Annotated in this window: 10 protein-coding genes; 4 read left to right on the forward strand and 6 right to left on the reverse strand. The window is 36.6% G+C overall.

What is annotated here, in order from left to right:
• Window positions 1-6: 6 nt before the first annotated feature.
• The 6 genes from lepB to HL41_RS02965 form a co-directional block, all read right to left on the reverse strand.
• The gene (gene lepB / locus HL41_RS02940) at window positions 7-618 is read right to left on the reverse strand and encodes a signal peptidase I (RefSeq protein ID WP_038062045.1); all 612 of its coding nucleotides are present in this window, start codon (window positions 616-618) and stop codon (window positions 7-9) included.
• A gap of 22 nt (window positions 619-640) precedes the next feature.
• Window positions 641-2,452: a translation elongation factor 4 gene (gene lepA, locus HL41_RS02945; RefSeq protein WP_038062041.1), complete on the reverse strand. Its 1,812-nt coding sequence runs from the start codon at window positions 2,450-2,452 to the stop codon at window positions 641-643.
• A 43-nt stretch (window positions 2,453-2,495) separates the two neighbouring features.
• Window positions 2,496-3,299: an ABC transporter permease gene (locus tag HL41_RS02950; RefSeq protein ID WP_038062038.1), complete on the reverse strand. Its 804-nt coding sequence runs from the start codon at window positions 3,297-3,299 to the stop codon at window positions 2,496-2,498.
• Complete coding sequence (locus HL41_RS02955) at window positions 3,283-4,014, reverse strand: ABC transporter ATP-binding protein (protein ID WP_038062035.1); 732 nt, start codon at window positions 4,012-4,014, stop codon at window positions 3,283-3,285. The genes HL41_RS02950 and HL41_RS02955 overlap by 17 nt, the downstream gene beginning before the upstream one ends.
• A 78-nt stretch (window positions 4,015-4,092) precedes the next feature.
• Window positions 4,093-4,305: a hypothetical protein gene (locus tag HL41_RS02960; RefSeq protein WP_022855803.1), complete on the reverse strand. Its 213-nt coding sequence runs from the start codon at window positions 4,303-4,305 to the stop codon at window positions 4,093-4,095.
• A 667-nt stretch (window positions 4,306-4,972) separates the two neighbouring features.
• Window positions 4,973-6,178 carry an IS256 family transposase gene (locus HL41_RS02965; protein ID WP_038549575.1) on the reverse strand — a complete coding sequence of 402 codons (1,206 nt, stop codon included), beginning with the start codon at window positions 6,176-6,178 and terminating at the stop codon, window positions 4,973-4,975.
• Between the two features lie 186 nt (window positions 6,179-6,364).
• On the opposite strand from HL41_RS02965, the gene HL41_RS09840 reads away from it, so the two are divergent.
• From HL41_RS09840 to HL41_RS02980, 4 genes are all read left to right on the forward strand, one after another.
• Window positions 6,365-6,487, forward strand: a complete 123-nt coding sequence (locus HL41_RS09840; RefSeq protein WP_268745243.1) for a hypothetical protein — start codon at window positions 6,365-6,367, stop codon at window positions 6,485-6,487.
• 258 nt (window positions 6,488-6,745) lie between these two features.
• The gene (locus tag HL41_RS02970; protein WP_038061889.1) at window positions 6,746-8,038 is read left to right on the forward strand and encodes an adenylosuccinate synthase; all 1,293 of its coding nucleotides are present in this window, start codon (window positions 6,746-6,748) and stop codon (window positions 8,036-8,038) included.
• Between the two features lie 9 nt (window positions 8,039-8,047).
• Complete coding sequence (locus HL41_RS02975) at window positions 8,048-9,439, forward strand: biotin carboxylase N-terminal domain-containing protein (RefSeq protein WP_038061887.1); 1,392 nt, start codon at window positions 8,048-8,050, stop codon at window positions 9,437-9,439.
• Between the two features lie 5 nt (window positions 9,440-9,444).
• Window positions 9,445-11,664, forward strand: a complete 2,220-nt coding sequence (locus tag HL41_RS02980; protein ID WP_081856460.1) for an acetyl-CoA carboxylase carboxyl transferase subunit alpha/beta — start codon at window positions 9,445-9,447, stop codon at window positions 11,662-11,664.
• Window positions 11,665-11,669 lie beyond the last annotated feature (5 nt).

The raw sequence follows: 11,669 nt of genomic DNA on the forward strand, positions 1-11,669 counted from the left end.
CAAACCTTATTTTATCAATCGCCCTAATCTGTCTAACCTTATTTTAAAATGCTCCGAATCCCAAGAAAAGTATATGATTAAAGCTCTACCCTTTAGATATTCTATCGGAACAAACCCCCAGAAACGACTATCATAACTTTGATCCCTGTTATCTCCTAATACAAAAATTTTCCCTGGCGGAACTTTTATTGGTCCTAAGTTGTCCCGAGGGCTAACCTCCCGAGGATAGACCTCAGGGTCGGTAAACTGAACATAAGGTTCATAAAGCAATTGCCCGTTAACATAAACTTTTTTATTTACTATCTGCACTGTATCCCCAGGAAGCCCTATAACTCTCTTTATAAAATCTAACTTTTTATCAAGAGGATAGGTAAAAACTACTACCTCTTGTCTTTTGGGTAACTCTCTAAAATACAAAAACCCATCTTTAATAGGATGTTTTATTCCAAAAGAAAGTTTGTTTACCAAAAGGTAATCTCCTATTAAAAGGGTTGGGACCATCGACCCTGAAGGGATTTTATAAGCCTGAACCACAAAAGTCCTGATAAAGAGGGCTAAGATCAAAGCTATAACTAAACTTTTTATCCAGTCTAAAACTTTGTTTTTGCTGGTATCCATTTAGACCTCTGTTTAAAATTTTTTAAATTTTTAGTATAGCAAGAAATGCTTCCTGAGGAATTTCTATCTGACCTATAGCTTTAAGCCTCTTTTTACCTTCTTTCTGTTTTTCTAAAAGTTTTTTCTTTCTGGTTACGTCTCCTCCATAGCACTTGGCAAGTACGTCTTTTCTGAGAGGTGCAATCCTTTCTCTGGCTATAATTTTACTCCCAATGGCAGCCTGTATTATTACCTCAAAAAGCTGTCTCGGGATAACCTCCTTTAACTTAGCAGCCAGTTCTCTTCCTCGGTAATAAGCTTTATCCCTGTGGACTATTAAAGATAAAGCATCTACCGGTTGTTTGTTTATCAAGATATCCATCTTGACCAAATCTCCTGGCTTATAACCGATAAACTGATAGTCTAAAGAGGCATAACCTTTAGAATAACTTTTGAGTTTATCATAAAAATCAAGCACTACCTCACTAAAGGAAATTTCGTAAACAAGCACACACCTTTCTGGTGTGAGAAACTTAAGTTCTTTCTGAATACCTCTCTTTTCCTCACAGAGATTTATCAATTGTCCTAAAAATTCCTTAGGGGTATAAATTTCTGCCCTAATATACGGCTCAAGCACCTCCTCTATCAATCCCGGATCAGGCCATTTTGCAGGGTTTTCAACCTCTAATTCTTTGCCGTTTTTAAGTCTCACTTTATATTTCACCGAGGGAGAGGTAGAGATAAGGTTTAAGTTATATTCTCTTTCTAAACGTTCTTGCACGATTTCCATGTGTAAGAGTCCCTGGAAACCACACCTAAAACCAAATCCTAAGGCTGCAGAGGTCTCCATTTCATAAGAAAAAGCTGGGTCGTTTAACCAAAGTTTTTCTATGGCTTCTTTTAGGTCTTCAAAATCATCACTATCAACCGGGAAAATACCTGCAAAAACCACAGGTTTTTGTTCTTTAAACCCTGGAAGAGGTGCTACCTGAGCCTGCGCCTCAGTAATGGTATCACCGATCTTAGCCTCTCTCACCTCTTTTATAGAGGCAGCAATAAACCCAACCTCTCCGGCTACCAGCATGTCTATTGACGTTGCCTCTGGGGCAAAAACCCCTACTTTGGTAACTTCATACACCTTACCTGTAGAATAAAACCTTATTTTTTGCCCTGGATAGATCTTGCCATCGACTACTTTGATTAAAACTACCACACCAAGATAAGGGTCATACCAAGAATCAAAAACCAAAGCCCTAAGAGGTTTTTCTCTAAAACCACCAGGAGAGGGTATCTTTTTAACTATTGCCTCCAAGACTTCTTTAATCCCTATTCCAAGTTTAGCACTAACCAGGATGGCCTCTTCTGCTGAAAGCCCTATCACCTCTTCTATTTCTTTTTTAGTTTTTTCCACATCTGCCTGAGGAAGGTCTATCTTGTTGATAACCGGTATGATTTCTAAATTATTCTCTAAAGCTAAGTAGACGTTAGCTAAAGTTTGAGCCTCTACCCCTTGAGAAGCATCTACCACAAGCAATGCCCCCTCACAAGCCGCAAGAGCTCTTGAAACCTCATAGGTAAAGTCTACATGCCCTGGGGTATCGATCAGGTTAAACTGATAAACCTCTCCGTCTTCAGCCTGATAGTATAGACGCACTGCCTGAGCTTTGATGGTTATACCTCTCTCTCTTTCCAGGTCCAGACGGTCTAAATACTGATCTCTCATCTCTCTGGATGAAACCGCACCTGTAAACTCTAAAATTCTATCAGCAAGCGTAGATTTACCGTGGTCGATATGAGCGATAATACTAAAATTTCTAATTTTTTCTTGGGGAAAAATCTTTTGTTCCTTTTTCATAGCATTTAAAAAAATAACAAACTTGTTAGAAAAAACAAGGTACCTACTCTCCTATTTTAGGAAGTTTACCTGCCTTTTTCGCAAGTTTAAAGGCATAACCAAAAACCCCTAAACTAAAACCTAAGTACACCAAGTTAAGAAGATAAGATTTAACCACCCAGTCTACCTTCCACTTTCCTGCAAATAAAATTTCTCTCATGGTTTCAAATAGGTAAGAAGCAGGAACCAGTTTAGCTAAACTCTGTAAAGGTTCTGGTAAAATTTCTACTGGATAAAACACCGCAGAAAAAGGTAGAAACAACAAAGCCAAAGCCCATGCAAGAATCTCTGCCTCTTGTCCAAAAAACAAAAGAAAAGACATCGTAAGTAGACCAATACTCCAGGCAAAAAGTAACAAACCATAAACCAAAAGAAAAAGTTGTAAACCTGTTAACCAAAACTTAAAATGAAAAACCAATCCCGCTATAACCACCATAAGAAAAGAGGCAATAGCTGCCTTAAAAATACTGTAAACAATAAGTCCAGCTAAATATTCATAGACTCTTATAGGAGAAACGAAAATATACACCAAATTTCTGGACCAAACATCCTCTAAAAAACCTACAGCTAATCCTTGTTGAGCCCGTATTAAAATGTTCCAAAAAATCAAAGCCCCTATAAACTGAAAAGCCCAAAAATTGTTAGAATAGGCCTCTTTTTGGAGATAGACGGTGATGAAACCCCAAAGTAAAAGATCAACCGTTGGCCAATACAAAAGGTCTAACCATCGGCTTGGACTATGTTTTAAAAGAAAAAAATGTCTTAAAATTACTCCGTAAACCCTACGAACGTTAAAAACTTGTTTCATCGAACACCTTAAAATATAGCTCCTCCAGAGATTTAACCTGAAAAGCCTCAAATAAATCCTTTAACTCACCAAAGCCAACCACCTTCCCTTGTTTAAGTAGAAGAATTTTGTTAGCTATCCTTTCTAACTCACCTAACTGATGAGAAGTAAGAACGATAGTAATCTTTCTTGAGATCACCTCTTCTTTTAAAATCTGAGAGATATACTTTACATACTCAGGATCAAGACCAGCAGTAGGTTCATCTAAAAACACTATCTCTGGACGATGTAAAAAAGCCCTAACCAAGTTTAAACGCATCATTTCTCCTGACGAGAGATAACGGGTTAACACCTTTTTTTTATGATAAAGTTTAAACAATTCCAATAATTCATCTATTCTTTTATTCAGAGAAGAGACTTCATAGAAATGACCAAAAACTTTTAAGTTTTCTTCTACGGTGAGGGAATAAGGGAGATTAAGATATTGTGAAGCAAAGCCAAGCTTAATAAGTATTTCTGTTTTGTGTTTTTTAAAATCTTTACCAAAATAAAACACCTGACCAGAAGTAGGAAGGACTATATCTAACAAAAGATAAAGTAATGTAGTTTTACCCGCTCCGTTAGGACCTATTATTCCTAATATATCTCCCCTTTTTAGTTCAAAGGATACCTTTTCAAGCACCCTTTTAGAACCAAAAATCTTAGAAAGAGAGACTGTTTTGAGGACTTGACTCATAATAAAAAACCCCTAATCGCAGGGTTGATTAGGGGTTTGAATACATTCAAAAGGCTTAAGATGATTTAAATTAAGAATTTAAGATATTTTAGCCTTTTCTAACCTTGCCAAAGCTTCGTCTAAGGTCATAATACCTTTAGCCACAGCATAAGCTACGTAAGAATATACTGTAGTATCATATCCCTCTGGACGAGGAAAAAGTCCCTTAGCACGAAGTTTAGCTAACTTTTCTCTTCTCCTTCTCCTTCTTTCGATCTCTTTTTGTCTTTCTAATTTTTTGTGTCTTGCCATTAGCCCCTCCAATCAACGTATTAAAGGTTTGTAAAAATATATAATTTTTTATCTTTTTGTCAAGTCTGATATTTAAATGTAAGTTCAAAATTAAAATGTCACATATTATTCTAGCTAGAGTTTAAATCAGTCAGAAAGAGGAGAAGTTGTAAACAAAAACACTACCCTTAAGGATGCTGCCAAAATACTCGGCATCTCATCCTGTCAGGCTATTCGTCTAAAGAAAAATTTCTCTACCCAAGGCTTAAAAGGTCTCTTGAGAAAAAAAACTCTACCCATCCTCCTAACCTCAAACTCTCCCCAGACCTGAAACAAAAAAATCATTCATCTAAGAACTACTATCTGCTCTGAACTTAACATCTTTCATTTTTAAGACTTCCTTGTCAGAAATCCACCTAAGCCATGAAACCATCAGACAACTACTCATCAAAGAAGGCCTTCACATCTCCCAAAAACAAAAAACACTATCTACAAAGAAAGAATATCTAAAGCAGGATTGCTTGTTCAGGTGGATTTTTCTATCCTTCGATGGATAGAAAATATCGAACAACCCTGGTGTTTAATAGCTATGATAGATGATGGGAATGGTAAAATCTATGCAGAGTTTCATCCCAGAGACACCACTAAGTCTAATATGAAGGTTATAAAGAGTAAAAAGGGACACTTGTCAAGAGAATTGTGTCTCCTTATAAAATCTCTTTACAAACATTTGCCTCAATTCGTATAAAGCAGACTTAATTAAAGGAAGTGGTTTTTGCCATCTCGTTTTCTGAATCCGACTTACTGTTATGTATATCGCAACCTCTGCTGTCTTGATTGATTGAAAATATCCCCCTGTATTTACCCTTATCAGCTCTATCCTGCTATTTATATTCTCAACCACATTCGTCGTGTATATATACCTCCTCACCCCCTCAGGATATTTCTTATAAACAAAATAATGCTCCTTCTTTTTCAAAAGTCCCTTTATATAAGCTGGATACTTCTTCTCATAACTCTTACATAATTCCTCAAATCTATTTAAGGCCCTCTCATACTCCTCTATCCTCTTTATAATGCTTAACTCCTCATAAAATTTTTTAGCATCCTGCTTAGACATGTTCCTGTTGATGTTCCTTTGCATGTGTACAAAACAAAGCTGATGATCTGTCTCAGGAAAGAGGGCTTTTATGGCTTGAGTAAGGCCAGGAAAATCATCACTCACTATTACCATAACCCTCTTAACTCCCCTCTTTATCAAATCATTAAGTATCTGGAGCCAGTCCTCCTTCGTCTCTGAACCAAAATAAATGTAATAAGAAAGTAAATTTTTTCTTCCCTCCATATCTATCCCGATGATATTATAAATAACTGCTTTTCTGATTCTGTTGGCTTCGGTATCTTTTATCTGAGTATGATAAGCGTCTATAAACATAGCAAACAAATTTTCTGGCAATTCTTTGGTTTTTAATTCTTTGGCTTGGTTATACAATTCTTCTTTAATTTCTTCTATTTGTTCTGGGGAGTAGGGGAGTTTCATAGATTGCAAGAGGGCTTTGATTTTATTGGGGGAGTAGCTTTGGAGAACGAGGTTAAGGATAAAGTCCTGGAAGGATTCATCAGCTTTTTGCCATTCAGGAGGAAGAATAGCAGGTCTGAATTCAGATTTTCTATCTCTTGGGACAGAGATACCAAGGTTACCTAAGAAACAGGCAAGTTGTCTTTCATAGTAACCATTAGCTTTATTATCAATACTATCTCTAAGGAATATTTCTCTTTCTTTTTTCATGAGAGCGTTTAAGAGGAGTGCAGCAGCCATTTTGATACCCTCTTTTGATTCAATTTTTGAGATTTCACTTAAAACTTTTTCTAAATCTAAGTCTAAGTTTTCCATTTTACAGACCTCCTGGTTAGTTTAGTCTTTTAGGTTTTATGTTATCATTAATTTAAAAAATATTAAAAATTTTTATTATGCCTCTAAAATATTTTATTAAAAGACACAATTTATATTCTACTCCCTAAAAAGGTCTCTTTTTTGCCCTTTATACAGACAAAGCGTCCCACTTTAAGACCGTCCGACATGGAGGGGTTTCATTATGATGTTAGATTAGAACACAGAGAGACACAGATTCAGATGGCATTAAAAGAGCTTAATATAGAAATTATTCATGCTAACAGTCCTAAAGCAAAGAGGAGGATTTAGAGGCTTTTTAGGTTTTGTTAGGATAGGTTGATAAAAAGGAAAAAGAAGTGGAAACCTGCTTCAGATCACTCTCAGCGTTGGTATCCAAAAATAAAAAGTGAGATGGCATTTGAAACTTGAAATAATATGTGACATCCTTCCTTGGAGCAACAGTCTGATATTTAAAATTCATAGAAAAAATGAGGGGTTGAATAGATTTGCTTTAAAAGTTTTTATGGTATAATTCAATTTTTGGGAGACTTTTTTAGGAGGGAAAGTATGCCCACCTTGGTTGTGGTTGGCACACAATGGGGGGATGAAGGTAAAGGAAAGGTGGTTGATGTTCTTACTGAGCAAGCAGATTTTGTAGTTAGGTTTCAGGGAGGAAATAACGCGGGACATACTTTAGTTATCAATAAAAAAAAACATATACTTCATCTTATCCCTTCTGGAATTTTCAGACCTAATACGGTTTGTGTTATCGGAAATGGAGTGGTTGTGGACCCAGAGGTTTTGATAAACGAGATAGAAAAGTTAAAAAAAGAAGGTTTAGACCTTTCTCCTAAGAAACTTATAATAAGTGAAAAAGCTCAAACTATCATGCCTTATCATAAAGCCTTAGATATAGCAAGAGAAGCAAAAGCTGGTGAAAATAAAATAGGGACTACCTGTAGGGGAATAGGCCCTTGTTATGAGGATAAAGTAGCGAGAAAAGGGTTCAGGTTAATAGACCTTACGTATCCTGAAACCTTTAAAGAAAAACTGAAAAAAATTTTAGAAGAAAAAAATTTTCTGTTAAGTTATTTAAACGCAGAACCTTTAAAGTTTGAAGAAATATATGAAAAATATTTAGCCTTTGGAGAATATTTAAAACCTTATCTTGCAGATGTTTCTCAACTGTTATGGAATGCTCAGAAAGCTGGTAAAAATATACTTTTTGAGGGAGCTCAAGGAACTTTTCTAGACATAGACCATGGCACCTACCCTTATGTGACCTCTTCCAATACCGTAGCAGGAAACGCCTGTTGTGGAAGTGGTTTAGGACCTACAGAGATCAACTCAGTTTTAGGAATAGTCAAAGCTTACACTACTCGAGTAGGAGAAGGGCCTTTTCCTACTGAACTCCACGATGAAATAGGAGAACTTTTAAGAGAAAGAGGTGGAGAATACGGGGCCACCACCGGTAGACCAAGAAGGTGTGGATGGTTAGATTTGGTGATGGTAAAAACCGCAGTACGACTAAACGGTCTTACTTACTTAGCTATTACCAAGCTTGACGTGTTGTCTGGACTTAAAACTTTAAAACTCTGTGTAGGATATAAATATGAAGGTCAAATTATAGATTTCTTTCCTTCAGAGCTCGAAAAACTCAAAAAAGTGGAACCTATCTACCAAGAACTTCCTGGATGGGAAGAAGACATTAGCCAGATAAAAAATTTCGATGCGCTTCCGGAAGCGACTAAAAACTACATTAAATTTATAGAACAGTATCTTGAAGTTCCTATAGCCCTTTTATCCTTTGGCCCTGAGAGAGAAAGTTGTTTTTTATTAAAAAATCCTTTCGATAAATAGGACTGATTTATGAAAGATAAAATATTGATTGCTAACAGAGGAGAGATTGCTTTACGTATAATGGAAGCTTGTAAAGATTTAGGTATTGATTATGTAGCGGTTTACACCAAGGAAGATGAAGAGTCTCTACATGTAAGATATGCCAAAGAAAAATACCGTATCTGTGATTATCGCGACATGAACGACCTTTTGGCTGTAGCAGACGAGTCTGGGTGTACGGCTATACATCCAGGATATGGGTTTCTTTCAGAAAACTTTCGTTTTGCAAGAAGGGTGGTCAAAAGGTCAAGACCTTTGATTTTTGTAGGACCTTCCTGGGAGGCAATCAGGGATTTGGGAAATAAACTTTTTATGAAGAAACTTGCGAAAGACCTTGGTATTCCTGTTATTCCAGGGACCACAGAGCCTGTATATAACGAAATTGAAGCTGAGCTTAAAGCTGAAGAGCTTTTGGAAGAACTTGCTTCCTTAGGGATTCAAAAACCTTCCCTTCTGGTAAAGGCTGTAGCTGGTGGCGGAGGAATGGGGATCGAAGAGGTTAAAAGTTTGGAAGAACTTAGACCTACTTTTAGAAAAATCAGAGCTTATGCCAAGAGACTTTTTGGGGACGAAGGAGTTATCATAGAAGGGAAAATACCTGTTTTTCAACATTTAGAGGTACAGCTTTTAGGAAGTAAACATGGAGAATATGTACACTTTGGAACCAGAAACTGTACCATTCAAAGTCCTCATAAACAAAAAAGGATCGAAATAGCCCCAGGTTTTTCCTTTCAAGAACCCTACAGTTTTGACCCTAAAAAGGTAGAAGAAGCAATCATTAATTACTCCATAAAACTTGCTAAAGCCTTTAATTATGATAGCGTAGGAACCTGGGAATGGCTGATTACTCCCGATGGTAAGTACTACCTGATGGAGGTTAATACCAGGATTCAGGTGGAAAATGAAATTTCTGCCAAGATATCCTTTATTAGGAATAAACAGGTAAACCTTATAAAGGAACAGATAAGGGTAGCTTTTGGAGAAAAATTAGGATATTCACAAAAAGACATCGAGTTTAAAGGAACAAGTATAGAATACCGTTTGATTGCAGAAGATACTAAAAGAGGTTTTATTCCTCTAAGTGGAACTATAACCAAGTTTAGCTGGCCGGAAGTGCCTTGGCTTACGATGAGAACCCATGTACCTCAAGATAAACCTTACACCATTCCTACTCAGTTTGACCCAAACCTTGCTTTAGCTATCGTTTACGGAGAAAACTTTGAAGAAGCCAAAAAAAGAGGTTTAACCCTTTTAGACCAAGTTATCATAGAAGGGGTTACCCCTGATGGAAAAAAGTTAAAAACCAACATTTCTTTTTTAAAGGAAAAAACAGAATTTCTTTATAAATTTCTCGAGGCTTAAGGCCTATGAAGATAGAACTCTATAAAACTTTAAAAAATCTTTTAGAAACAGCTACTTACATAAGGGACATCAAAGGAGAAGACTTTTTTGAGATAACCTCTCTGATAAATAAAATTTCTGAGGTTTATGATAATTTTTATCAATACGAGCCTTCTTATTTAGAAGATTTTGTTAAAAAAACTAAAGAACAGCTTGATATTCTTTTAGAGCAAGGAGAAAAAACTCTTACTCCTTATGAGATAGTAAAAATCACCAGACATCATCAAAGGTTTACCTTGCAGGACATTCTAGAAAACGTTTATGACTCCTATATGGAACTTGGAGGGGAAGGAGAAATAAATATAGATCCTGCTATAGTATGTGCTAAGGCTATGCTTGTAAGAAAAGTAGGAGACGAGATTTTCTTCCATCAGGTAATGGTAATAGGCCACGAAAAAGGACACGGAGAGGAGTTTAGAGAAGGAGGTAGTGCTAAACCTTGGGGGAATGAAAAAGCCCTGCGTTATATGAAAATGGCAGAAACAGAAGGGATTCCTATTCATTTCTTTATTTTTACTCCTGGTGCTTATCCCATCGAAGATTATCCAGGTGCTGCTCAGCAGATTGCCAAAAACCTTTATCATATGGCAAAACTGAGAGTGCCAATCATATCCTTTATTTCAGAGGGAGGTTCCGGAGGAGCTGAAGCTATAGGGCTTGCCGATATGAGGTTGATGGCTGAAAAAGGATACTACTCTGTCATAAGCCCAGAAGGAGCTGCTGCGATAGAGGCAAAAATAAGTGATGGGCGTCCTCCAAGAGAACTAGTAGAAAAATGTGCAAAAGCTCTTAAGCTTACCGCAAAAGATAACCTTAAGTTTGGAAACATAGATAGAATCGTTCCAGAACCATTACTTGGAGCCAGAAGAAAGGACTATGAATTTTTTAAAAGATTAAAGATTGAATTGATAAGAGCGACAGACGAAGTTATCCTTCAAACAAGAAGTATTAAATTTTTAAGAAAATATGCTGCCTCTAAACAAGAAACAGAAAATTTTAAGTATTATGTAAACTGGGATTTAGACGAAGATGAGATAGAAATCCTAATAGAAAATCGATATAAAAAATACAGAAAAATGACCCAATGGGCCATACATGAAAATAAGACTCTTTTCAAATCTTTCTTTGACTTAGGACATACTATAAGCATAAAGTTGAAAAATGAAATAAATTACAAAATTTTAAAACAAGGGCAAAAAACATTTAAAAAGTTTTTAAACGAATTAACCAGTGAATCGACCCTGCTTTTAAAACCAGTTTCTGACCCTATAAAAACGGTCTACAACCTAATCGTAGGGAAAAAAACCGGTGCTAAACTTGTTACTCACTCTTTACAAGACGATGACATCCCAACCTACATAAGTCCTTTAGCTTTAGAAGATAAAACGATTACTTGTCCTCAGTCTGAAAAATATAGTTGCCCTGACCTTTGGGTACCAGACCTTTATGGAGAGTTTTGTGGGGTTTGTCCTAACTGTGGATATCATTTTCCTTTAGAGTATAAATGGTATCTTAACAACATTTTTGATAAAAACAGTATCCGTACCTTTAACGATGAGATTGCTTCAACCAATCCATTAGAGTTTGAAGGGTATGCGGAAAAACTAAAAGCTGCAAGAGAAAAAACAGGGCTAAATTCTAGTCTTATATCTTTTGAGGCCAAAATTGGTGGTATCTCTTTGATAGCGGTAATGTTGATAGCTGAGTTTAGACAGGGTACTGTAGGGGTAGCAGAAGGTGAAAAGTTTATCAGGGCGATAGAATTAGCTAAACTTACCAGACGTCCATTTTTAGCTTTGGTGCATACTACCGGAGGTATAAGGATACATGAAGGGACCCTTGGTGTGGTACAAATGCCCAGATGTACCATGGCAGTAAGGGATTACGTAGATGAAGGAGGGCTTTACATCGTTGTTTATGATAACAACTCCTATGCTGGGCCTGTAGCGAGCTTCTTAGGATCAGCACCTTATCAGTTCGCTTTAAAATCTACTCGTTTAGGATTTGCAGGCCCACGAGTTATCAAGGAAACCACAGGGCAAGATGTGCCTCCAGATTATCATAGTGCAGAAAATGCATTAAAAAGAGGGCATATCCAGGGTATTTGGGACAGAAGAGAACTAAGGAAAAAGCTTTTTACCGCTTTACTTACGATGGGAGGCAAAAACCTATACTACAGATGGTAGGTAAT

The organism is Thermodesulfobacterium commune DSM 2178, assembly GCF_000734015.1.
GTDB lineage: Bacteria > Desulfobacterota > Thermodesulfobacteria > Thermodesulfobacteriales > Thermodesulfobacteriaceae > Thermodesulfobacterium > Thermodesulfobacterium commune.

What these genes read in the sequence shown, in the direction of transcription:
- lepB (WP_038062045.1), bottom strand. Translation starts at nt 618, where the DNA reads ATGGATACCAGCAAAAACAAAGTTTTAGACTGGATAAAAAGTTTAGTT.
- lepA (WP_038062041.1), bottom strand. Translation starts at nt 2,452, where the DNA reads ATGAAAAAGGAACAAAAGATTTTTCCCCAAGAAAAAATTAGAAATTTT.
- HL41_RS02950 (WP_038062038.1), bottom strand. Translation starts at nt 3,299, where the DNA reads ATGAAACAAGTTTTTAACGTTCGTAGGGTTTACGGAGTAATTTTAAGA.
- HL41_RS02955 (WP_038062035.1), bottom strand. Translation starts at nt 4,014, where the DNA reads ATGAGTCAAGTCCTCAAAACAGTCTCTCTTTCTAAGATTTTTGGTTCT.
- HL41_RS02960 (WP_022855803.1), bottom strand. Translation starts at nt 4,305, where the DNA reads ATGGCAAGACACAAAAAATTAGAAAGACAAAAAGAGATCGAAAGAAGG.
- HL41_RS02965 (WP_038549575.1), bottom strand. Translation starts at nt 6,178, where the DNA reads ATGGAAAACTTAGACTTAGATTTAGAAAAAGTTTTAAGTGAAATCTCA.
- HL41_RS09840 (WP_268745243.1), top strand. Translation starts at nt 6,365, where the DNA reads ATGGAGGGGTTTCATTATGATGTTAGATTAGAACACAGAGAGACACAG.
- HL41_RS02970 (WP_038061889.1), top strand. Translation starts at nt 6,746, where the DNA reads ATGCCCACCTTGGTTGTGGTTGGCACACAATGGGGGGATGAAGGTAAA.
- HL41_RS02975 (WP_038061887.1), top strand. Translation starts at nt 8,048, where the DNA reads ATGAAAGATAAAATATTGATTGCTAACAGAGGAGAGATTGCTTTACGT.
- HL41_RS02980 (WP_081856460.1), top strand. Translation starts at nt 9,445, where the DNA reads ATGAAGATAGAACTCTATAAAACTTTAAAAAATCTTTTAGAAACAGCT.